The 22596-nt window shown below is 41.4% G+C and carries 18 protein-coding genes; 6 read left to right on the top strand and 12 right to left on the bottom strand.

Going from position 1 to position 22596, the window contains the following annotated elements:
- Position 1: 1 nt before the first annotated feature.
- The 8 genes from M23134_RS31825 to M23134_RS31790 all read right to left on the bottom strand — a co-directional run bounded on the left by M23134_RS31825 (position 2) and on the right by M23134_RS31790 (position 9184).
- On the bottom strand, positions 2 to 1069 hold the full coding sequence (locus tag M23134_RS31825; protein ID WP_002703750.1) for a sensor histidine kinase: 1068 nt from the start codon (positions 1067 to 1069) through the stop codon (positions 2 to 4).
- A 637-nt stretch (positions 1070 to 1706) separates the two neighbouring features.
- A complete protein-coding gene (locus M23134_RS31820) occupies positions 1707 to 2489 on the bottom strand; it encodes a DUF4097 family beta strand repeat-containing protein (protein ID WP_002703748.1) in 783 nt (260 codons plus the stop codon).
- A gap of 120 nt (positions 2490 to 2609) precedes the next feature.
- The gene (locus tag M23134_RS31815) at positions 2610 to 3110 is read right to left on the bottom strand and encodes a hypothetical protein (protein WP_002703746.1); all 501 of its coding nucleotides are present in this window, start codon (positions 3108 to 3110) and stop codon (positions 2610 to 2612) included.
- A gap of 90 nt (positions 3111 to 3200) precedes the next feature.
- Positions 3201 to 3635 carry a hypothetical protein gene (locus M23134_RS31810; RefSeq protein ID WP_002703744.1) on the bottom strand — a complete coding sequence of 145 codons (435 nt, stop codon included), beginning with the start codon at positions 3633 to 3635 and terminating at the stop codon, positions 3201 to 3203.
- Positions 3636 to 4259: 624 nt separating this feature from the next.
- Positions 4260 to 5609: an argininosuccinate lyase gene (gene argH, locus M23134_RS31805; RefSeq protein ID WP_002703742.1), complete on the bottom strand. Its 1350-nt coding sequence runs from the start codon at positions 5607 to 5609 to the stop codon at positions 4260 to 4262.
- 543 nt (positions 5610 to 6152) lie between these two features.
- Positions 6153 to 7214 carry a M20 family metallo-hydrolase gene (locus M23134_RS31800; RefSeq protein WP_002703741.1) on the bottom strand — a complete coding sequence of 354 codons (1062 nt, stop codon included), beginning with the start codon at positions 7212 to 7214 and terminating at the stop codon, positions 6153 to 6155.
- Positions 7215 to 7397: 183 nt separating this feature from the next.
- Positions 7398 to 8174 carry an acetylglutamate kinase gene (gene argB / locus M23134_RS31795; protein WP_002703740.1) on the bottom strand — a complete coding sequence of 259 codons (777 nt, stop codon included), beginning with the start codon at positions 8172 to 8174 and terminating at the stop codon, positions 7398 to 7400.
- A gap of 8 nt (positions 8175 to 8182) precedes the next feature.
- Positions 8183 to 9184 carry an N-acetylornithine carbamoyltransferase gene (locus tag M23134_RS31790; protein ID WP_002703738.1) on the bottom strand — a complete coding sequence of 334 codons (1002 nt, stop codon included), beginning with the start codon at positions 9182 to 9184 and terminating at the stop codon, positions 8183 to 8185.
- Between the two features lie 302 nt (positions 9185 to 9486).
- Here M23134_RS31790 and M23134_RS39240 point away from each other — a divergent pair, with 302 nt between their 5' ends.
- The 3 genes from M23134_RS39240 to M23134_RS31770 all read left to right on the top strand — a co-directional run bounded on the left by M23134_RS39240 (position 9487) and on the right by M23134_RS31770 (position 11678).
- Complete coding sequence (locus M23134_RS39240) at positions 9487 to 10359, top strand: helix-turn-helix domain-containing protein (protein WP_002703737.1); 873 nt, start codon at positions 9487 to 9489, stop codon at positions 10357 to 10359.
- 104 nt (positions 10360 to 10463) lie between these two features.
- Entirely contained in the window at positions 10464 to 11015 is a 552-nt protein-coding gene (locus M23134_RS31775) for a YbhB/YbcL family Raf kinase inhibitor-like protein (protein WP_002703736.1), read from the top strand.
- 78 nt (positions 11016 to 11093) lie between these two features.
- Positions 11094 to 11678 (top strand): DUF1572 family protein, encoded by a 585-nt coding sequence (locus M23134_RS31770; protein WP_002703734.1) that lies wholly within the window; start codon positions 11094 to 11096, stop codon positions 11676 to 11678.
- Positions 11679 to 11709: 31 nt separating this feature from the next.
- Here the strand turns inward: M23134_RS31770 and M23134_RS31765 are convergent, their stop codons facing one another.
- The 3 genes from M23134_RS31765 to M23134_RS31755 are packed head-to-tail and all read right to left on the bottom strand — an operon-like array spanning position 11710 to position 18393.
- The gene (locus M23134_RS31765; protein ID WP_002703730.1) at positions 11710 to 13920 is read right to left on the bottom strand and encodes a tetratricopeptide repeat protein; all 2211 of its coding nucleotides are present in this window, start codon (positions 13918 to 13920) and stop codon (positions 11710 to 11712) included.
- A 30-nt stretch (positions 13921 to 13950) separates the two neighbouring features.
- Positions 13951 to 16161: a tetratricopeptide repeat protein gene (locus M23134_RS31760; protein ID WP_002703728.1), complete on the bottom strand. Its 2211-nt coding sequence runs from the start codon at positions 16159 to 16161 to the stop codon at positions 13951 to 13953.
- 30 nt (positions 16162 to 16191) lie between these two features.
- Positions 16192 to 18393 (bottom strand): tetratricopeptide repeat protein, encoded by a 2202-nt coding sequence (locus M23134_RS31755; protein ID WP_045114750.1) that lies wholly within the window; start codon positions 18391 to 18393, stop codon positions 16192 to 16194.
- A gap of 155 nt (positions 18394 to 18548) precedes the next feature.
- On the opposite strand from M23134_RS31755, the gene M23134_RS31750 reads away from it, so the two are divergent.
- Together M23134_RS31750 and M23134_RS31745 are read left to right on the top strand one after the other, a co-directional pair.
- Positions 18549 to 18950, top strand: coding sequence for a hypothetical protein (locus tag M23134_RS31750; RefSeq protein ID WP_045114749.1), 402 nt, complete (start codon positions 18549 to 18551; stop codon positions 18948 to 18950).
- Positions 18951 to 18967: 17 nt separating this feature from the next.
- Complete coding sequence (locus tag M23134_RS31745; protein ID WP_157558751.1) at positions 18968 to 19789, top strand: helix-turn-helix domain-containing protein; 822 nt, start codon at positions 18968 to 18970, stop codon at positions 19787 to 19789.
- A gap of 67 nt (positions 19790 to 19856) precedes the next feature.
- On the opposite strand, the gene recF is transcribed toward M23134_RS31745, so the two are convergent.
- Positions 19857 to 20975 carry a DNA replication/repair protein RecF gene (gene recF, locus M23134_RS31740; protein ID WP_002703713.1) on the bottom strand — a complete coding sequence of 373 codons (1119 nt, stop codon included), beginning with the start codon at positions 20973 to 20975 and terminating at the stop codon, positions 19857 to 19859.
- A gap of 280 nt (positions 20976 to 21255) precedes the next feature.
- On the opposite strand from recF, the gene pdhA reads away from it, so the two are divergent.
- Positions 21256 to 22302 carry a pyruvate dehydrogenase (acetyl-transferring) E1 component subunit alpha gene (gene pdhA / locus M23134_RS31730; protein ID WP_045114747.1) on the top strand — a complete coding sequence of 349 codons (1047 nt, stop codon included), beginning with the start codon at positions 21256 to 21258 and terminating at the stop codon, positions 22300 to 22302.
- Positions 22303 to 22596 lie beyond the last annotated feature (294 nt).

The raw sequence follows: 22596 nt of genomic DNA, 5'->3' as shown, positions 1-22596 counted from the left end.
ATCAGGCATTAGTTTTATGACTCAAATCTATTTCCATACGTACCCAATAGCTGGTGGGCGAAGGCTTGGTTGTCAATGTATGCCGGTTTGGGTATAATAGTTCCAGACGACGCCGTACATTGTGCAAGCCTATACCTGAGTTATGGACTGTTTCGGTATGAGTGGCTTCGCTTGGAGGAGCGACAATACTGTTTTCTACTTCAAAAATAAGCTGAGTATTTGCATACCTCAACTGCATACTAATGTTTACTGGGTCGTCGCCATTGCCTACACTATGTTTAAAGGCGTTTTCTACCAGTGGAAGAAGCAACATTGGCGGAATATGCACTTCATCAAATGTACCATGAGTAGTAAAAACAGCCGTGAGTTCATCACCAAAACGCAGTTTTTCAAGCTCGATAAATCCCTTCAGGTATTTGATATCTTTTTCTAAAGGCACCATTTCCTGGTTGGTTTCATACAGCATATAACTGAGTAAATCGGAGATTTTAAGCACCACATCTTTGGCTTTGTCTGACTGCCACAAAATAAGGGAGTATAGGTTGTTGAGCGAATTGAACAGAAAATGAGGGTTGATTTGGCTTTTCAAAAACTTAAGCTCGTTTTCGAGGCGTTCTTGCTTGAGTTGTTGGTTGATTTGTTGATTCTGATAGCTACTTTTCAAGATTTTAATTAAACTGGTGTACCCTACTACTACTGCTATGTTGGTGACCATGCTAAAAATTTTATGTACAGAATATAACGATAACTCAAACTTTGTATAAATACCAGCCCGCATCATTTGTCTTACTACTTCGGTTTGTATCACCCCTGCCACCAACAAAGTACCCAGCAAGCTTACCCCATAAGCAAAGTTACGTTTTTTTTTGAGCAAGTAGGGCATCCACACATATAGGTTCAGGTATACGGCAAAGGCTTTGGCGAATAACTCAAAAAACTGCACAAAATGCGTATAATCATACACATCAATGTATAAACCTACCCTGTATATATAATATACCAGCCAAAACAAAAGGTGGGTATACAAACGGTTGTTTACATTGAGGACAAAAGACAAGGGTTTATTCATATAAATAGTTACAAATATACTTCAATCATTGGTAGTAAAATACAGTGATTAAAGATAATCAAGTATTAATCAAAGGGTGCTTCAGTCAATCAATATACTCATAAAAACGGTGGTAGTTTGGATTTACTCGCTGAAGGGTGGGTTTTTACCTGAGAAGGGGAGTGTTTGGGGAGTGTTTGGAAAGTTTGTTTCAACACTACTTAGCCCGCTGTTTGAACTATAGTTTATATTATTATCTGGTATCTCGCCTAATTATTAGTTGTTTTCCTTATTTTTGACTTAAGTATGGGGGAAGTTAAAGTACATTAGCTAACACATGCCTTTAATAAATAATAATAACCAACGCATAAACAGCGTTTGATAAGTAAGATTGCTCAAGTTTTTCAACTTTTTTTTAACACAACCTATCTGGTTTTTTGTAGTTCAGAGGACAAATAATCAGCATAATAAAAATTGCTTGTAATAGGCTTGATCTACGTTTTATTTGTTTTATGTTTTAGACAACAACGGGACTAATCATTGATTAGTCCCGTTTTTTTTGCTAAGTAATTAGGTAAACCTAAACTTTCAAAGTACCCTCCTTTTTAAATGCTTGGGCTTTATAAGGAAGTCCTCTTTCTTAGTCTTACTGGCACTTTTATTTACCTTTACGCAAATAAATACGACCATTGACTGTAGAGAGCACGGTAGACGCAGCACCGTCGCCTAATGTAAGTTTTACACGTTGGTTATACCTATTTCCTCCTATTCTACGCATGCCATTTTTAGTTTTTTGAGGCACCTCAAAATGGCTATAAATTCGTCCGTTGACTGTAGACATTTTCACTTGTGTGTTGGCACTGGCAGGTACTGTTAAATCAATTTTCCCGTTTACGGTGTTAAACTTCAGCGCTTGGCTAGGTTGTATGCTTTGCGCTGTCATATTGATACTGCCATTTACAGTATTTATTTTAAGATTGCCCGTCAAACTTTCAAGATTTATTTTATTATTAATAGTTTTGACCCTCAACGCGGCATTTCGGGGCATCATTATCTCATGGGTGATTTTGTAGCAAGTATAAAAACGTTCCCCGTTTACACTTGAGCTATAGTTGTGGTAGTTGTCGCTGCAGTCTTCTTTTTTACCTTTTTTCAAAAGGTCGTAATCTAACTTCGACTTTATAACAATTTCATCTCCTAGTTTCTCATAAGACATACTTAAGGCTTTATTGAGTTTGCCTCCGTTGATCTCTACCGAAGTTTTTACATATACCTCGTTTTTGTTCCACCCTTTTACCGTAATGCTGTTGCCCAGCGATAAGTGAAGATATACCGAGCGGGCGCCATCAAAGGCCATCTTTTTTTCTTTTACTTCTTGTGCTTGTGCCTGACACACCAAGGCTAAAATTCCTAAAATAATAACTGTTTTTACTTTATACATGGGTGTATATGGTTTTGATAAATCAATGATTGTATAAAGAGAGACGAATCAAACCTCCATACATTACAGCCAAGAACATTTTTTTAAAAGAAGTGTGGATTATCAAGCGTTTTTGCCCCATTATAGCATGCGCTCAAGTTGAATAAGCGCAGTACCCCACGAGTCGTCCAACACTGATTGAACTTCAGCATCAAACAGTTCGCACATAAATTCGTCAAAATGCTTGCGGGTACGTACCCACTCCAGCTTGTTCATATCAAACAAGTCTAGCTGATTGGTGCTTTTGTCCCAAATCAGGGGGAACTCTTGGGTGTTTTCAGCCACTACCAAGTGTATTTCAGCAAAAATTGGAGGGAGGTTGTTGGGGTAAATGTCTTTGAGTGACATTTGCCAAAAAGAGTTTTTTTGAGGAAGTTCATACAATTGAAACCAGATAAGATCGCCCAGCATACCTCCATCACACAACTCGTAAAAGGTAATAATATCATCAGAATGGGGCAGTTCAGCAGGAAAAGAGGGGTTAGTAGAGGGGGTGTACACCTCATACCCCATCAAAGGAAAGTCTTCTTTGGGTCTTTTTTTATCTGCCATTACCTGTAGAGCTTTTTTCCAGTCAGCCATAATGCATACTAATTAGGTTATGAAGGTATTCCTTGGTTTGTGACCACACAAATAAGTTACTTTTTCAGGAATAAACCAACGAACACGATTTTATTTGTCAACATTGAATAACCAAGCTTTTGCATCTTCTGCTTTGTCAAAATACTTGGTAATATTTTCGCTTTCCTTGTCTTCCTCTAATGCCTGCTCAAGCGAAAACTGAGTAGAAAAATCCCGACTATTTACAACGGCAACTTTGAGTATATTGTATTTTTCAAAAATATATACTGATACATTTTTACTTGACCACTCCTGCAATTCGGGCGACATGGTGTCTAACCTTTCGGTAAGATTGATCAAAATAAAGTTTAACTGCTCATAGTTTTTCAACACCTTATCACGATCTGCCTGCATGAGCGCTTTGTACTCGTGCTCTTCCATATATTCGCTTGCTTTGTGCCAAACAAGTTCATACAACTTCAGTTCTTCGTCATAAAACGAAGAAAAATACTTATTGCTTTCATCCGATAGTTGAACAGTAGACATGAGTTATCATATTAAGTGTTTGCTATATAACTTAAATAATATAAAGCACTGGTTGGTAAATGATGTTGTCGCCTGATAAGCTTTTAGCAAGTACACATTGGCAGGGGTGTAGTTTGTTTTGTCAAACGTGTGATTGAAAAATAAAACTTTCACCTCTATAAGTTAATAGCAGAAATGGATAAAAGCAACATGAGCTTGATGAAATTTAACAAAAACTGTAGTGGAGGAATGGACAAAAATTATTTTTCCCTGATAAGTCAGAGCTGTAAGTAGTTTACAGATGATCTTTCCTCCCTATGCATCATTATTTTTCTAAGGAATAGTACCAAAATAAATTTACATTTTTAACGTCATCTTTCGCTGACAGAATTCGTTAAAAAAACTTGCCGTAGCGCTGCTATGACGCCGTCCCGCAGGGCTGGCTCAACATCCACTGGATATTGCCCTGCCTCTCCTGCCAACAAAATATTTTGGCGTTACTATAGAACTTTATTTTTACACCATTCCTAAGGCTGTCTCACAATTCAAACATTGCCGAACTTTGAGAAAATTTATACCTGCCAGTATTTTAAAACCAGACAGGTATGCCCTTACCCTACCTCAGATCACTTACGTTCTTGCCCACTACAGCTCCCAAAGCCTGTCTAAAGCCTGAGTAACGCTGGCAAAATCAAAGCTTTGAACGATATGCTGCATTTTTTGCTGTACCTGTTGGTTGCCAGGGTTGCCAATGCTGCCTATATGGGTATGGGCAATGCTTTGGTCAGGGTCAAAGTTACCTGCGTCTATTGCCAACCCTACGTTTTTATAGGCCTCACGAAAAGGGGTACCTGCTAACACTTGTTTGTTTACTTCTTCTACGCTGAACAAATACTTGTACTTTTCACTTTTGAGAATATCCTCTTTGATTTGAATATGTTGAAACATATAGGTAGCGATTTGCAAACAAGCCTTAAGGTCAGCAAAAGCAGGCAAGAAGTTTTCTTTGATCAACTGCAAGTCGCGGTGATAGCCTGAAGGCAAGTTGGCGGTAATCATCAATATCTCATTGGAGAGTGCCTGTAGCTTATTGCCTTTGGCACGAATGAGTTCAAACACGTCTGGGTTTTTTTTGTGAGGCATAATGCTCGACCCGGTGGTGAGGTGATCGGGAAAAGTAATAAAACCAAAATTTTGGTTCATGTATAGGCATACATCCATTGCCATTTTTGCCAACGAACCCCCAATGGCTCCCAAAGCAAACGCCACATTTTTTTCTACCTTGCCCCTGCCCATTTGCGCATATACCACGTTGTAGTTGAGCCGCTCAAAACCCAACAAGTCAGTCGTCATTTGGCGGTCAAGCGGAAACGAAGAACCATAACCCGCCGCCGAGCCCAAAGGGTTTTGGTTGGCAATGCGGTAAACTGCCTGTAGCAACAACAAGTCGTCGGTCAGGCTTTCGGCGTAAGCCCCAAACCACAACCCAAACGATGAGGGCATGGCTACTTGCAAGTGGGTGTAGCCAGGCAACAAGGTATTTTTATGTTGGTCGCTTAGCTGCATCAATTGTTCAAACAAAGCAGTAGTAAGTTGCACAACTTCTTTGATCTCGTGCCGCATATACAGCTTCAGGTCAAGCAATACCTGGTCGTTGCGTGAGCGTCCACTGTGAATTTTCTTACCTACATCGCCCAGTTTTTGGGTAAGCATCATCTCTACCTGTGAGTGTACATCTTCAATGCCTGCCTCAATAATAAAGTTACCCGATTGTGCTGCCTGATAAATATCTGCCAAAGCCACCACAAGTTGGGTAAGCTCTGTTGTATCGAGCAAACCTATGCTTTCGAGCATTCGAATGTGTGCCACTGAGCCCAGCACATCAAAAGGTGCCAGCCACACATCCAGTTCACGGTCTTTGCCTACCGTAAAGTTTTCTATCAATTGGGTTGCCTCAGTGTGGCTATTGGTACCTTTATCCCAGAGTTTTGCCATAGTTTTATTTTAGTTAATAGTTTTTAGCTGCGCTTTGCATCTGTTTGAGAATTACGAATTTGAGAATTACGAATTACGAATTGGGCGAAGCCATTCGTAATTTAGCCCAGAGTCAATTTGAGAATTACGAATTACGAACCGACCGTAGGGAGCTCTGCGTAAGCTAATTACGAATTGGGCGAAGCCACTCATAATTTAGTCCGGAGTCAGTTTAAGAATTACGAATTACGAATTGGGCGAAGCCACTCATAATTTAGTCCGGAGTCAGTTTAAGAATTACGAATTTGAGAATTACGAATTACGAATTACGAATTGGGCGAAGCCACTCATAATTTAGTCCGGAGTCAGTTTAATAATTACGAATTTGAGAATTACGAATTACGAATTACGAATTGGGCGAAGCCACTCATAATTTAGTCCGGAGTCAGTAGACACTAGTTTTTAGCGTCCATTCGTAATTGAAGCATTCGTAATTCGTAATTAAAAAGCTTTGCGTCCATTCGTAATTCGTAATTGATCCATTCGTAATTGTTCAACTCGTAATTAATTAAAAATTTCCAGCCCTTCCAACAACTGGCAATACGTGTCAATGCCTTGTTCTATTTCTTTGCGTAAAATGTATTCGTTGGCAGTATGCGAGCGAGCCGAATCGCCTACCCCTATTTTGATGGTAGTAAAAGGCAACAATGCCTGATCGGACAAGGTAGGCGAACCATAACAAGACAACCCCAGGGCTTTGCCTTTTTGCACAATAGGATGGTCTACCGAAATACCTGACGAATTGAGCCGCAACGAACGTGGGGTGAGGGTGCTTTGGGTATGTTGTTGCAATACATCTACTACCTCTTGGTTACTGTAGCATTCCTGAGTACGTACATCAATTACAAACTTGCAGCTATCAGGCACTACATTGTGCTGATAACCCGCTTCTATTTGGGTAACAGTCGCTTTTACTGCCCCCAACCACTCCGATTTTTTAGGGAAGGCATAGTTTTGTATCCATTGAATGTCTTGCAAGGCTTTATAGATGGCATTTTCGCCCTCGTTTCTGGCGGCGTGTCCGGCTTTGCCTTTGGCTTCGCCGTCTATCACTACCAAACCTTTTTCGGCTATAGCCATTTGCATTTGGGTAGGTTCGCCCACCACGCCTAGGTTTATAGTACCCAATTGCTCCAAAATGCTGGCAATGCCATTTTTACCCGAAATTTCTTCTTCGGCAGTAGCCGCATAAATCAAATTATAGCTTCGATGAGGCAAGGCATTGAGGTATACAAATGTTGCCAACAATGACACCAACGAAGCCCCGGCATCGTTGCTGCCCAAGCCAAAAATAGTTCCGTTTTCCTCATTGGGTTCGTGCGGATTGCGTTGCCAGCCTTGCACGGGTTTTACCGTATCGTGATGCGAATTGAGCAATACTACAGGCTTGCCTGCCTCAAACTGGCTCGACTTTACCCATACATTGTTGCCTGCCCGCTGGGGTGGCAATCCCCGTTGCCGGATAAAGTGCTCTATGACAGTCGCGGTTTTGTCTTCTTCACGACTAAACGAAGGGGTGGCAATGAGCGCTTTTAATAAGTTGATGTAGGGTTCTTTGTTGAACATTGTTTGTAGTGAGTCAATTATGAATGGTTTAATTACGAATTTGAGAATTACGAATTACGAATGATTGAGCTGACCAGAGGGAGCTCTGCGTAAGCTAATTACGAGTGTACAAAATCTTACGTATAGCTGATAGTCAGAAGTTTACAAGGCTTCGTACAGTCCTAATTACGAATAAAAAAGCCATTACAATACTAACCTGGTACCCGCAAAAGCATCTGCCCCTAGCGCGGTAGTAGTACCAATAATTACTTCTTGTGCTCCCTGACGCAAGGCTGCAAAGCCATTGTCTAATTTAGGGAGCATGCCATCGGTAATCACCCCTGACTGTTGATAGGTTTGGTAAAGCTGCGTCGAGAGGTGCTCAATCACTGAATTGTCATCCTGCGCATTGGCAAGCACCCCAGGCTTTTCGAAACAATACCACAAACGTACTTGATACAAACTGCTCAGTGCTGTTGCCAATACTGAGGCCATCGTGTCGGCGTTGGTATTATACAAATTTCCTTGCTTGTCGTGGGTCAATGGGGCTATTACCGGAACAATGCCTTGGGACAACAAACCTTTGAGCACTTCGGTATTTACTTCTTTTACATCCCCCACCCAACCATAATCAATGGTTTTGATGGGGCGTTTTTCGGCAAGAATGATGTTAGCATCGGCACCCGTAAACCCCGCAGCATTGCATTGTTTAGCCTGAAGTTTAGCTACCACCCTTTTGTTTACCAAACCACCGTATACCATCACCACTACCTCTAGCATTTCGGTAGAGGTCAGCCGTCTGCCATCTACCATTTGAGTTTCTACGCCTAGCCTTTTGGCAGTTTGAGTAGCTACTTTGCCCCCGCCATGCACCAATATTTTATGGCCGTTTATTTGGGCAAAATGAAGAATTAAGGCATCAAGTTGAGTAGGCTCATCTAATATACCTCCACCTACTTTTACTATAGTGAGTTTTTCCATGAGTCTATTTACAAAATCAATGATTGGGCAAGGTCGCTGGGTTCGTCTTGGGTTTGCAAGTATTTGAGCAACTCTATCAATACAGTTTGCGCAGCAGTTTCGCGGTTGCCTGCTTGCTCTATCACAATTGATTGGGCACTGTCCAGCACCGCATCATCTATGACCAGGTTGCGACGTACTGGCAAACAATGCATCAATTTGGCACGGTTGGTCAAAGCCATCTTTTCTTGAGTTATTTTCCAGTCGGGCGCTTGTATTACTTGTCCATAGTTACTAAAAGACGACCAATTTTTTATGTACACAAAATCTGCCCCTTTCAATGCTTTTTTCTGGTCGTACTCTATGGTTACACCTTGGGTAAACTCAGGCGAAAGCTCAGCTCCTGTGGGGTGGGTCAGCATTACCTCATAGTCCATTAGTGCCGTCCACTCTAAAAACGAGTTGGCTACAGCCTGAGGCAATGCCTTGATGTGGGGCGCCCAGCTTAATACTACTTTGGGTCTTCCACTAAGCTTGGCTTTTGCCCGGTGGTACTCTATAGTCAACAAGTCGGTCAATGACTGCAGGGGGTGCCTTATTTCAGACTCCAGGCTCACTACTGGAACGCCCGCATACTGCCTGAACTGATGAATAACTTTTTCTTCGTAATCGGCTTGAGCATCTTGCAAACGGGCAAAAGTACGCAACCCCACAATGTCGCAATACTGTCCTATCACAGCGGCAGCCTCTTTTACGTGCTCAGCGTTACCACCGTTCATTACTATTCCTTCTTCGGTTTCAAGCTGCCAGCCATCTTTATCAAAATTCATCACCATTACCGACATTCCTAAGTTTTGGGCAGCTTTTTGGGTACTTAAGCGAGTGCGTAGGCTTGGGTTGAAAAATAACAAACCTAAAGTTTTATAACGCCCCAATTGATCGTAGCGGCGTGGATTTCGTTTTACATCCAAGGCTTTTTGCACCAATTGAGGGACACTGTCTGTGTCAGCAGAGGTAATGAAATGTTTCATGTGTTTTGTTGAACTTTTGTATTTTTGCGGCGTACTGCTATACGCTAAAATTTGTTGGTATATTAAAAAAATACCCCCTGGATTTGACCTGGATAGTCAAATAAGGGGGAAGCTTATCAATACAGGAATGAAGCTAGGAGAAAAACCTGAAAAAACAAAAGTTTGGAGCAATAAGTAACGGCAGGCTGGGAGTACTGGTATATATCAGTGTAATGAGCGATCAGCTACCATATTTTGTGAATGATTCTTAATGTTCTAATCGTTTTTAGCCTTTTTTAAGTAAAACCAAACTTTAGATTGTCATGCAAATCTGGAACTTACCTCATATTTTCGAGAAATACGATCAAAAAATATACTCACAAATAGGCATACACCTGATTTTGTATAAAAGCCCACAAGAAGCAGACAAAGCCAATGTTCAGCTCAACAGCAACTTGTTGGTATTGCTACTACAGGGACATAAAGAAGTGTATGCACCCCAGCAAAAAATACAGTTAAAGGCTGGTGAAGGTTTCTTTATTCGCAAGGGACAATACCTTATGTCTGAGAAGTTTGCCCAAACGGCTCAGTATTACTCTAGTCTGATGGTGTTTTTTAACGATGACATTGCCCAACAGTTATCTGCTCCTTTACTGGGTCACTCCTCCCCTACTGCTTCGGCTTCTCTTTCGCTGTTTAAGTTGGCCACTTCAGATCACACCCAAGTGTTTAGCCACTCGCTTACCAACTATTTTGGGGCTGACTTACCCCCCAACTTTGACGATATGCTTAAAATTAAGCTACAGGAGTTGTTTTGGATATTGAGCCAGGGAGCGAAAGGAAGCTCCTTTAAAGCTTTCTTGAAAAGCCTGCAAAACGATCAGGCTATATCGCTTACTCAGTTGATGGAGCAACACTACCGCGAACCTATGCCGCTGGAACAATTGGCGTTTTTGGGTGGGTATAGTTTGTCTACTTTCAAACGCAAATTCAAGGAAGTATTTCAACAGTCGCCTTCGCGTTGGATACAAAGCCGACGTTTGCAAGAGGCTCGTTTCTTGTTGACCAGTACTCAAAAAAACATTACTGAGGTAGGATATGAGGTAGGGTTCGAAAACATTTCGCACTTTATTCAAGTCTTCAAAACAGCTTTTGGGGCTACCCCAGGCGATTTTAGGGGGACAAGCCAACATTGAGCTAAATTTGATATTCTTTGAACTTTTGAGCATACTCTCCTTGGTTTATATTATTGACCTTTGCAATACAATATATTTTTCTACACACAATAATATTTATATTTATGAAAAAGCACCTGGTGTTTACTTGTATTGCACTTTTACTCATTGGTCATTTGGCTCATGCTCAAGGTACTTTCACTTTGCAAAGTACCAACACAGGCGGACAAGCCACCAACACCCATGTATTTGACGGCTTTGGTTGCAAGGGTAAAAACGAATCGCCTCAATTAAATTGGACAAACGCTCCAACAGGTACTCAAAGTTTTGCCATTACTATGTACGACCCTGATGCCCCTACAGGCAGCGGTTGGTGGCATTGGGTCATATTTGACTTACCTGCCAACACCCACACTCTGCCTGCCAACGCAGGAAACCTTGCCCTAAAACTTGCTCCTGCCGAATCTGTACAAAGCATTACTGATTTTGGTAAAACGGGGTATGGCGGCCCTTGTCCTCCTAAGGGTCATGGGGTACACCAATATATAATTACAGTATATGCACTTAAGACCAAAAAATTAGGGCTTGATAAACACGCCAGCCCCGCTATGGTAGGGTATTATCTCAATGCCAATTTATTACAAAAGGCATCTTTGGTAATGTATTATCAGCGGTAAATAAGTAGTCTTCGGAACTCATAGCTTATTCACTGAAAATATTTTTATCAGTAAACCAAACAACAATACTTAAAAATTATGAACACTGAACAAATCATTAATTACCTGGAAAGTGCCCAAAAACAGTTTGAATACTACAAGTTATTGGGTGAAAAAACAATGGCACAACTTTCTGACGAGGAGCTATTTTGGCAAGCCAACGAGTCAAGCAATTCGGTGGCAATCATTGGAAAACATTTGTGGGGCAATATGCGTTCTCGCTGGTCTGATTTTCTGACATCGGATGGAGAAAAAGAGTGGCGTAACCGAGATGCGGAGTTTGAGGCTGATATTAAAAACCGAGAAGAATTGATGCAAAAATGGGAAGAAGGTTGGCAAACGGTTTTTGAGGCACTTGCCAGCATTACTGTCGATAACTTTGACACTACAGTATATATCCGCAATATGGGGCATACCATTACTGAGGCTGTCAATCGCCAAATGGCACACTATGCTTACCACATAGGGCAGCTTGTATTTTTAGGCAAATTGCTCAAAGGCAAGCAGTGGCAAAGTTTGTCTATTGCCAAGGGTAAATCTCAAGTGTATAATCAAGAAAAGTTTGCGAAACCCAAACACCGCGAACACTTCACCCAAGCGTTTCTGAAGGAGAAGGGCAAATAAACTCCAGGTAATAGATTAGAAATATGACCACCTACAGCCTGATGCCTACCCATAAAATATCGTCGCGTTGGACAGTATACTGCATATGGAGATCGAGCGTGGTTTCTATGCGTTGTTTTTGGGTAGCCAAAGGTTGGCTTACAATGGCATGTAGCAAATCGTGCAGGCGGCGACTACCAAACTTTTTTCGGGCAGCATCGTTTTGATCTTGCAAACCGTCAGAGCCTGCATACAACACACTGCCACTGGGCAAAACCACCTCTTGCAAGGTAAACTGCTCTATGTCGTTTCGTATGCCTCCCACAGACTTACGGTTACCCTTCAACAGTTGGATACCAGGTTGGTTGGCATCTTTGTAATAAAGTGGATTTCTCGCCCCCGAAAACATTACTTTAGTATGATGATTTGTCTGAGGTGTAAGGCTAAAAACCACGGCATCCATTCCACCACTGCGCTGTTCTGCTCCTTGTTGGCGTAGGGCTATATTCATCAAAAAATGGAGTTGGTTTAATATTTCGGCGGGCTGGGTAATGTTTTCCTGAAATATAATTTTGTCTAGTAAGTTAACACCAATCAGACTCATAAAAGCCCCTGGCACTCCGTGTCCGGTACAGTCTGCCACTACCACTATAGTTTGTCCTGGCAATTGTTTTACCCAGTAAAAGTCACCCGATACTACATCTTTGGGGCGATAAATCACAAAGTAATCTGAAAAAATCTGTCGCAACTCTCTGGCAACGGGCAATACAGCGTGTTGAATAGTTTGGGCAGCTCGTATACTGTTGTCTATACGTTCTTTGTTTTGTCTCAGGTCTTTGTGCTGGGTTTCTATGTAGTCGCGTTGCGCAATAATTTCGTCGCGGCTTTGGTGCAGTTCTTCATTCAGCATCACCAACTCATTTTTCTTTTGCTGCAAGTCATTTTTTTGGGTAGTGAGTTGGCTGTTGAGCTTTTTTTGTACCTGACGACTACGAAATATAAAGACACTCACCACTAATACCGTAAACAAAACCCCCAAAACACTGAACAAATACAGCCTTTGGTGTGCCAGCCTTCTTTCATTTTCTATCTTAAGGCGCGCATCTTTGGCTTGCTGTTTTACCTGAATCAATTCCTGTTTTTTCTGAAAGTCATAATTCATTTCCAGTCGGGTTACTTCTTTAGTACGCGACTCGTTAAACAAAGAATCGCTGACCCTTAAGTAAATACTTTGATAATGAAAAGCCTCTTTATATTGCTGTAGTGCACTATAGCTCTTATACAGAGTTTCACTGGCATCTTTTACCACAATCAACTCCTTACTTTGGCGCCCGGCAACAAAAACTTCCTTGCCTATCTGGACAGCAGCTAGGTAGTTTTTTTTGGTGTAGTATGCCAAAGCCAAACTATTGAGCGCCATATTTTGGGTATGCCGATGCTTCATTTGTTTGCTCAACCCTGATGCTTGTTTTTGGTAATAAATGGCAGAATCTACTTTATTTCGTGTATACATCAAGTTGCCCACATGATGGTAAGTGAGGGCGATGAGTTGGTAGAATTGATATTCTTTGCCCATTGCCAACGCTTTTCTGTAATAAGCCATCGCCTGCTTATAGTCTTTGAGGTGGGTGTACACCTTGCCCATGTTGGTGTAAGTACTAACCAAAGCCCCATGGTCTTTCATTCTTTTTTTTATTTTCGCCGATTTTTTGAGGTATTCAAGCGCCTTGGGATAGTTTTTAAGCTCCAGATAAATGTTACCCATGTTATTACTAGACGAAGATACCAGCTTACTATTACCTACCTTATCTTGTATGGCCATACTTTTTTGGTAGTATTCCAATGCCACCAAAAAGTCTCCCCTTACCTTATTGATTACCCCCAGGTTGTTATAAATTTTCGACATACCCAAACTATCGCCCATTGCCCGAAACATAGCCAGCGCCTTATGATAATGTAAGGTAGCCTTCTTATGATCTCCTCCAAAATGATAAGCAGCTCCTACCCTATTTTCAGCGTTTGCTATGTCACTTTTCAACCCTAGTTTGATAGCAATTCTGAGGGCTTGGTGCCCTAATTCTTGGGCAGTATCAGGTGCTATTCGCCAAAAAGACCGACAAAGTTCATTTAAAACCTGTATTCGTTGGGTATCGCTTTTGGCTTGTTGCAACAACTTCTTGAGGCTATCTATTTTTGCGTTTTGCGCATACACTGCCTGGCAAGTAATAAGGATTAAAAAAAATGTAACACAGCGTTTATACATATTTATTTGAAAGCTATTTTATAGCATTTATTACACTTTTACCCCCACCCACAAAATATCATCGCGCTGGACAGTATATTGCATATGGAGATCAAGCGTGGTTTCTATGCGTTGTTTTTGGGTAGCCAAAGGTTGGCTTACAATGGCCTGTAGCAAATCGTGCAGGCGGCGACTACCAAACTTTTTTCGGGCGGCATCGTTTTGGTCTTGCAAACCGTCAGAGCCTGCATACAACACACTGCCACGAGGCAAAACTACCTCTTGTAAGATAAACTGCTCTATGTCGTTTCGTATGCCTCCTACAGACTTACGGTTACCCTTCAACAGTTGGATATCAGGTTGGTTGGCATCTTTGTAATAAAGTGGATTTCTCGCCCCCGAAAACATTACTTTAGTATGATGATTTGTCTGAGGTGTAAGGCTAAAAACCACGGCATCCATTCCACCACTGCGCTGTTCTGCTCCTTGTTGGCGTAGGGCTATATTCATCAAAAAATGGAGTTGGTTTAATATTTCGGCAGGCTGGATAATGTTTTCCTGAAATATAATTTTGTCTAGTAAGTTAACACCAATCAAACTCATAAAAGCCCCAGGCACTCCGTGTCCGGTACAGTCTGCCACTACCACTATAGTTTGTCCTGACAATTGTTTTACCCAGTAAAAGTCACCTGACACCACGTCTTTGGGGCGATCAATCACAAAGTAATCTGCAAAAATCTGTCGCAACTCTCTGGCAACGGGTAATACAGCGTGTTGAATAGTTTGGGCAGCTCGTATACTGCTGTCTATACGTTCTTTGTTTTGTCTCAGGTCTTTGTGTTGGGTTTCTATGTAGTCGCGTTGCGCAATAATTTCGTCGCGGCTTTGGTGCAGTTCTTCATTCAACATCACCAATTCGTTTTTCTTTTGCTGCAAGTCATTTTTTTGGGTGGTGAGTTGGCTGTTGAGCTTTTTTTGTACCTGACGGCTTCGAAATATAAAGACACTCACCACTAATACCGTAAACAAAACCCCCAAAACACTGAATAAATACAACCTTTGTTGTGCCAGCCTTCTCTCATTTTCTACCTTAAGGCGCGCATCTTTGGCTTGCTGTTTTACCTGAATCAACTCCTGTTTTTTCTGAAAATCATAATTCATTTCCAGCCGGGTTACTTCTTTAGTACGCGACTCATTAAACAAAGAATCGCTGACCCTTACAAAAATGTTTTGATAATGAAAAGCTTCTTTATATTGCTGTAGTGCACTATAGCTCTTATACAAAGTTTCACTAGCATCTTTTACCACAATCAACTCCTTGCTTTGGCGCCCGGCAACAAAAGCTTCCTTGCCTACCTGAATAGCAGTCAAGTAGTTTTTTTTGGTGTAGTATGCCAAAGCCAAACTATTGAGTACCATATTTTGGGCATACTGATACTTCGCTTGCGTACTCAACTCTAACGCTCGTTTTTGGTAATAAATGGCAGAATCTACTTTATGTCGCATATACATCAAATCGCCCATGTGATGGTAAGTAAGAGCAATGAGTTGATAGTGCTGGTGCTCTTTGCCTATCACCAACGCTTTTCTATAATAAACCATCGCCTGTTTGTAGTCTTTGAGGCGGGTGTACGCCTTACCCATATTGGTATAAGTACTAACTAACCCCGCATAATTTTTTATGCTTCTTTTTATTTCTGCCGATTTTTTCAGGTACTCAAGCGCCTTGGGATAGTTCTTAAGCTCCAGATAAATGTTACCCATATTGTTACTAGATGAAGATACCAACTTGCGATTGCCCATCTTCTCTTGTATCACCATACTTTTTTGGTGATACCCTAACGCCGCTAGAAAGTCTCCCCTTACCTTATTGATTATCCCCAGGTTATTATAAATTTTCGACATACCCAGGCTATCGTTCATTGCCCGAAATATAGCCAGTGCTTTCTGGTAGTGTAAAATAGCGTGTTTATGGTTTCCTCCAAAATGATAGGCCGTCCCTACCCTGTTTTCAGCGTTTGCTATGCCACTTTTCAACCCTATTTTGGTGGCAATCCTGAGCGCCTGATACCCTAATTTTTGGGCAGTATCAGGTGCTATTCGCCAAAAAGACCGACAAAGTTCATTTAAAACCTGTATTCGTTGGGTATCGCTTTTGGCTTGTTGCAACAACTTCTTGAGGCTATCTATTTTTGCGTTTTGCGCATACACTGCCTGGCAAGTAATAAGGATTAAAAAAAATGTAACACAGCGTTTATACATATTTATTTGAAAGCTATTTTATAGCATTTATTACACTTTTACCCCCACCCACAAAATATCATCGCGTTGTACTGTCCCTTGCATATGGTCTTGTAGTTCACTCTCCAGTAGTTCTCTTTGCTCGTTCATTGGCTTGGTTACTATTATATTGAGTAACTTAAGTAAACGTTTACTACCAAATTTTTTACGCACAACATTGTTCTGGTCTTGCAAACCGTCTGAGCCCGCATACAATACACTGCCTTGGGGCAAAGTCAGCTCTTGTGCCGTAAACTGCTCAGCGTCGTTGCGCATGCCTCCTATAGACTTTCGGTCACCCTTGAGCAACTGAACACCAGGTTGGTAGGCTACTTTATAATAAAGTGGATTTCTCGCCCCCGAAAATATTACTTTGGTATGATGATCGGTTTGTGGAGCAAGGCTAAAAATTACCGCATCCATCCCTCCTTGACGCCTTTCTGAGTCTTGTTGACGTAAGGCTACGTTCATCAAAAAGTGGAGACGGTCTAATATTTTGGCTGGCTGGCTAATGTTTTCCTGAAATATGATTTTATCTAGCAAATTGACCCCAATCAAGCTCATAAAAGCCCCTGGTACTCCGTGTCCGGTGCAGTCTGCCACTACTACTATAGTTTGCTCTGACAATTGTTTTACCCAGTAAAAGTCACCACTTACCACATCTTTAGGCCGATAAAGCACAAAGTAATCGGTAAACAACTCTTGTAACTCTTTGGCAAAAGGCAACACCGCTTGTTGAATAGTTTGCGCAGCCCGTATGCTGCTATCTATCCGTTCTTTATTCATAGTAAGGTCTTTATGTTGGGTTTCTATATAGTCGCGTTGTGCTATAATTTCATCACGACTTTGATGCAGTTCTTCATTCAGCGTTACCAGCTCGTTTCTCTTTTGTTGCAAGTCATTTTTTTGGATGGTGAGTTGGCTATTGAGCTTTTTTTGTACCTGACGACTCCGAAACACAAAGAAACTGAACAATACCACTGTAAACAAAATGCCTAAAACACTAAACAAATATAACCTTTGTTGCGCCAGCCTTTTTTCATTTTCTATTTTTAACCGTTCTTCTTTAGCTTTCTGCTTTGCTTTAATCAAGGCTTGTTTTTTGTCAAAGGTATAGTTCAACTCCAAACGGGTGATATCTTTAGTCCGCGACTCGTTAAATAGCGTATCTTTTGCCATTACATACTCTCGGTGGTATTTAAAAGCCCGTTCATAGTTTTTAAGTTTTTCATGACTTTGATACAATACCTGGTTGGCGTCTCGGACAAAGTCCGTTACCTTCATCTTTTTGGCTATACCTACCGCTTTTTTCCCTGCTTCTATTGCTTGGTTGTACTCCCCTTTTCGGTAATATACATTTGCCAGACCAATCAATGCCATTGTTTGATAACGGGTAGCCTTTGCCTCGATGGCCTTGTCTAATCCTCTTTGATGGTATATCAACGCTGAGTCTAATCGGTTCAAGTGCATCAGTGCATTGCCTACATTGCTGTAATAAGGGGCAATACGTAAGTTGGAGGTATTGTAAAGGTGTAGTGCTTTTTTGTAATAGCTTAGGGCTAGTTCGTATTCTTTTTTTAGCTCATATACCCGCCCCATATTATTATAGGCTGTAGCAACACCTTTGGCACTACCTAATACCTTCTTAAGCTCTAATGACTTTTGGTAGTTTTCAAGGGCTTTGTCGTATTCTTTCTGGTGAAGAGCTATGGTGCCTATGTTATTGTAAGAAAAAGACATCAAACGGGTGTCTTTGAGCTTTTCTTGAATAGACAAAGCTTTTTGGTAATACTCCAGGGCTTTGATGTTGTTACCTTGTCGTCGCTGTATTATACCCAGGTTGTTGTAAATAGAAGAAATACCTCGCAGGCTCTGGACAGATTGAAATATTTTCAAGGCTTTTTGGTAATGCTCAATTGCTTTAGGGTAATTGCCTTTGAAGTAGTAAGAAATGCCAATGTTGTTGGTTGCTTCTCCAATGCCTCGCTTAAAATTTATTTTTTGCGCCAGTTGACGGGCAGCTTCTCCGAGATTCTTTAGGGTATCAGACGATATTCGAATATGCGCTTTCCCTAAAGCAATCAACAGGTTTACCCGCTGGGTATCGGGTTTGCTGGCAGCCAACAAACTTCTCAAACTGTCGATTTTAGCATTTTGCGCCTGTAATGTCAGACAAACTCCCAAACAACAAATAATCAATAAACTCTTATTCATTTAAGTTTTATTTATGGCATATATAGTTCGCGTTTACATAGCAAGCATTTTTCATCTTATAATACAACTTTCTCCATCAATATAAAAGCCAAATCTTTGTATATTGTATTATAATTTAAAGAGTAATCAACCTTACTGCTCAAAAACACTACTTTATGTGCAATATCAATGATGGTTTTAGGCTGTGTACGTGCCAAACTGACAAAAATCAACCGCTCTCTCCCTCAGCAATAAGCTGGATACTTCAACGTTGCAATTCGGTGTTGCCCCTACTTCACCGCAGAGGCAGGGCGGTAATGCCGCGTTACAACACTCAAGAACAACAACTGCAAACCCTGATACTTAACCACCTCAATGCAGGCAGTTGCTTTGACTTTGACTATGCGCCGCAAGTAGATGATTACTTACGGATAAAGGGAAAAGTGTCTGACAATACGCCTGAAAAATGGTTTGGCTACCGCTACAGCAGCAAAAACCAATGGCACATAGACTCAAGTGATTCGTTGGCTGGCTGGAAAACTCAGCTGGAAGAATTAGAAAAGGGCAAGATTATTTAAAAACAGTAGATAGGAGTATGATTTTAGAAACGGCACCATTACCCCCCATGTTTAGCCCCTATGTAGAAACGATATTTCACTTCAGGGAGTTCACCCCTGACCACTCTATTGAACGGGTAATACCCACTGGGCATGTGTTTATTATTTTTGAATTAGACGGTTTCGAGCGACACACTTTTGACAACGAAACTTTACAGGTCAACGCTTGTTTTAGTCAAGCCTGGCTGTCAGGTATGCACCGCCATTATATATCTATTTCGGCACACCAACGCTCTGCCATGCTCGTTGTTCAGTTTAAACCTGCCGGAGCTTACCCTTTTTTGCATTTTCCTCTTCACAAAGTCACCGGGAGGATAGTTGACGCCACCGAACTATGGGGCAATGAACTTACCCAGTTGCGGCAGCAGTTACTTGACCAATCGACTTCTTCTGCCTTGTTTGAGCCTATATATGACTGGCTCAGGCAAAAGTTTGACCCACGAAAACTGGCACCACTCGAACTATACAATGTATTGCATGCTTTAGACAAAGCTCCCATGGCCAATCACCGGCAAGCAGTAGAAACATATCCTAACACCCAAAAACATTTGATCGACCAGTTTAAAAAATATGTAGGGCTTACCCCCAAATATTATCATAGGATTCTTAGGTTTCAGGAAATTTTGAAGCGTATTCAACACCAGGAAAAAATCACCTGGACTGACATCACTTATCACTGTGGCTATGCCGATCAATCGCACTTTATCAAAGAATTCAAACATTTTTCGGGCTTTAACCCCAGCGAGTTTATCCTCAAAGACCATAACCAACAAGGAGGTAATTTTTTTCCGTTGGATTAGTCAAGGTTTTTTAGGCTCTTTGGCGTGTGTTGCTGGGTAGGCAACTATTGCCTATTTTAAACACTTCTTAATTTAAATCTTCCATCACATCTACCACCTCTCCCTTGTCAATGGTAAAAATACGTTTCTCTACATCTATATGCTCAAAAACCGCTTGAGTACGTTCAGGACGAGCATCGGTGATAAAAATTTGTCCAAAAGCATGGGCTGCTACCTTGCGCATGAGCTTGTCCATCCGCTTATCGTCTAATTTGTCAAAAATATCGTCCAGCAAAAGAATGGGCTTCATAAACGTGTAGTTTTTTATAATATCAAAATGGGCGAGTTTAAGCGCAATTACATAAGACTTTTGCTGCCCTTGCGAACCAAATTTGCGCAACAGGTGATCATCTATCAAAAAGTCATAATCATCTTTATGTATGCCACGTGTAGTGCGCTGCAAACGCAAGTCATCGGGCAACGCCTGGCGAAAGTCGTCAGCATAGTGCTCTTCTAAAAACTGTGATTGATATACCAACTCCGTTATTTCCTTGTTTTCGGTCAGTTCTTGGTAGTGTTCACGAAATATAGGCGCAAACTCTGTGATAAACTCCTGCCGTTTATCACATACAGCTTTGCCTAGGGCAATCAACTTGTGGTTATAAGTATCAATCAGGCTACGGTCTACAAAATTGCGCTCAGCAAATTGCTTCAGCAAACTATTGCGTTGCTTAAGGTGGTGAGTATATTGAATCAGGTTGATCAGGTAATTTTTGTCGAGCTGTGAAATAATGCTGTCAAAAAACTTGCGCCTTAGTTCGCTTCCTTCTGTAATGGTGTCAGTGTCGTTGGGAGCAATCAACACCACCGGAAACCGTCCAATGTGATCGCTTATTTTATCATACTGCTTTTGGTTTACCTTAAACACCTTTGCTTGCCCCTTTTTATACCCACAAGTTACCTCATAGTCCAGGTCTTTAGCCTGAAAAACCCCCTTGACCATAAAAAAGTCCTCTTTGTGCAACACATGTTGGGTATTGCCGCCACCAAAAGCTCCTTTACTCATTGATAAATAGTGAATAGCGTCCAACAAGTTGGTTTTGCCGCTGCCATTGTCACCTACAATGCAATTGACCGATGAAGAAAAGTCAAGGTCAAGCATTTCGTAATTCTTAAAATTGAGCAAATTGATTTTTTCTAAAAACATGGTGTAAACTAATGGGTTTAATTTGGGTAAGAGCAGCATCAAAGGTATATGACCAATACACAACACAAAACCAGCAGTTGATCGCTACTGCCCAGATTCAAAGTTACAATATTGTAGTTATTTACAGTAAGTTAGGTCAAAATCCTTCCCTTTGGTATTTTTTCATAGATCAACAATGCAAAACATTTTACAAATTTTATTACTTTCGCAAGCAATCAACAAACATTTGGATAAACAAAAACACCTCAATCATCCAAGCATTCTAAAAATTGATAAATTTATGGCAACTACCAAAGATAAAAAAACCGCATCGGCACGAAAGGGCAAGAAAAGCGCAAAAGACAAATTTGACAAGGAAACCTACATGTACTGGTACCGTAGTATGCAGTTGATCCGTAAGTTTGAAGCCAAGTGTGGTCAAGTATATGGTCGCCAAAAAATCAAGGGCTTTTTACACTTATATATTGGTCAGGAAGCTTGTGCTTCGGGTGCTGTAAGTGCTTTACAAAAAGGAGATAAATACATTACGGCTTACCGCGATCACGGGCATCCGCTGGCTTTGGGTACCGATCCCAAGGCAGTAATGGCAGAATTGTATGGCAAGGCTACGGGTATCTCTAAAGGTAAAGGAGGTTCTATGCACTTGTTCGACAAAGAACATGGCTTTATGGGAGGACACGGTATAGTAGGTGGACAAATACCTTTGGGGGCAGGCATTGCCTTTGCCGAGAAGTATAACAAAACTGGCAAAGTATGCATGTGTTATATGGGCGATGGTGCCGTACGCCAAGGCGCTTTTCATGAAGCATTGAATATGGCCATGACCTGGAAGTTACCCGTGATATTTGTCATAGAAAACAACGGGTATGCCATGGGTACCTCGGTGCAACGTACCTCTAATGTAACCGAGCTATACCAATTGGGCGAAAGCTATGACATACCTTCTGAGCCAGTAGACGCTATGCAAGTAGAAGAAGTACACCTTTCGGTAGAAAAAGCTGCCGAGCGTGCCCGCGCTGGCGAAGGTCCTACCTTGCTTGAGTTCCGTACTTACCGCTTTAAAGGACACTCTATGTCTGATCCGGCAAAATACCGAACTAAAGAAGAAGAAAACGAATATAAAAACCAAGACCCTATCGAGCAAGTACGCGAAAGTATTCTGAAGGGCAAGTTTGCCACCGAAGATGACCTAGCAGAGATAGATAAGGAGATCAAAAAGACAGTAGAAGAGGCAGTTAAGTTTGCCGACGAGTCTCCTTACCCTGATCCTTCTGAGGCATTCAAAGATGTATATGCTCAAGAGGACTATCCTTATATTATGGACTAAAGTTCCAAAGCATTATTATACACCTGGGCAGGTTTCTTTGGTAACATCGAAGCCTACCTTTTTTAGGAACGTGATCGCCCCGTAAACGGGATTTCGGGCATAGCCCTCAACAATAACCCCGATAAGAAATCGGGACTTTGAAGCTGTCCGGTTTAGAACATATTAGCTTCGCAGAGCTTGAACTTCGTTCTGCGGTTCTCTTTCCTGACTTTCGTTACTTTTATTGTCCGTGGTACCGTCCCACGGTCTGGCTCAACATCCCCCGGATGTTGCCTTGCCCGCAAACCGATAGCT

The organism is Microscilla marina ATCC 23134, from assembly GCF_000169175.1.
Taxonomy (GTDB): domain Bacteria; phylum Bacteroidota; class Bacteroidia; order Cytophagales; family Microscillaceae; genus Microscilla; species Microscilla marina.
Note: the sequence above shows the minus strand (reverse complement) of the source record. Positions and strands in the feature narration are given on the sequence as shown.

Coding starts and splice junctions, on each gene's coding strand:
- M23134_RS31825 (WP_002703750.1), bottom strand. CDS start 1,069: ATGAATAAACCCTTGTCTTTTGTCCTCAATGTAAACAACCGTTTGTAT.
- M23134_RS31820 (WP_002703748.1), bottom strand. CDS start 2,489: ATGTATAAAGTAAAAACAGTTATTATTTTAGGAATTTTAGCCTTGGTG.
- M23134_RS31815 (WP_002703746.1), bottom strand. CDS start 3,110: ATGGCTGACTGGAAAAAAGCTCTACAGGTAATGGCAGATAAAAAAAGA.
- M23134_RS31810 (WP_002703744.1), bottom strand. CDS start 3,635: ATGTCTACTGTTCAACTATCGGATGAAAGCAATAAGTATTTTTCTTCG.
- argH (WP_002703742.1), bottom strand. CDS start 5,609: ATGGCAAAACTCTGGGATAAAGGTACCAATAGCCACACTGAGGCAACC.
- M23134_RS31800 (WP_002703741.1), bottom strand. CDS start 7,214: ATGTTCAACAAAGAACCCTACATCAACTTATTAAAAGCGCTCATTGCC.
- argB (WP_002703740.1), bottom strand. CDS start 8,174: ATGGAAAAACTCACTATAGTAAAAGTAGGTGGAGGTATATTAGATGAG.
- M23134_RS31790 (WP_002703738.1), bottom strand. CDS start 9,184: ATGAAACATTTCATTACCTCTGCTGACACAGACAGTGTCCCTCAATTG.
- M23134_RS39240 (WP_002703737.1), top strand. CDS start 9,487: ATGCAAATCTGGAACTTACCTCATATTTTCGAGAAATACGATCAAAAA.
- M23134_RS31775 (WP_002703736.1), top strand. CDS start 10,464: ATGAAAAAGCACCTGGTGTTTACTTGTATTGCACTTTTACTCATTGGT.
- M23134_RS31770 (WP_002703734.1), top strand. CDS start 11,094: ATGAACACTGAACAAATCATTAATTACCTGGAAAGTGCCCAAAAACAG.
- M23134_RS31765 (WP_002703730.1), bottom strand. CDS start 13,920: ATGTATAAACGCTGTGTTACATTTTTTTTAATCCTTATTACTTGCCAG.
- M23134_RS31760 (WP_002703728.1), bottom strand. CDS start 16,161: ATGTATAAACGCTGTGTTACATTTTTTTTAATCCTTATTACTTGCCAG.
- M23134_RS31755 (WP_045114750.1), bottom strand. CDS start 18,393: ATGAATAAGAGTTTATTGATTATTTGTTGTTTGGGAGTTTGTCTGACA.
- M23134_RS31750 (WP_045114749.1), top strand. CDS start 18,549: ATGTGCAATATCAATGATGGTTTTAGGCTGTGTACGTGCCAAACTGAC.
- M23134_RS31745 (WP_157558751.1), top strand. CDS start 18,968: ATGATTTTAGAAACGGCACCATTACCCCCCATGTTTAGCCCCTATGTA.
- recF (WP_002703713.1), bottom strand. CDS start 20,975: ATGTTTTTAGAAAAAATCAATTTGCTCAATTTTAAGAATTACGAAATG.
- pdhA (WP_045114747.1), top strand. CDS start 21,256: ATGGCAACTACCAAAGATAAAAAAACCGCATCGGCACGAAAGGGCAAG.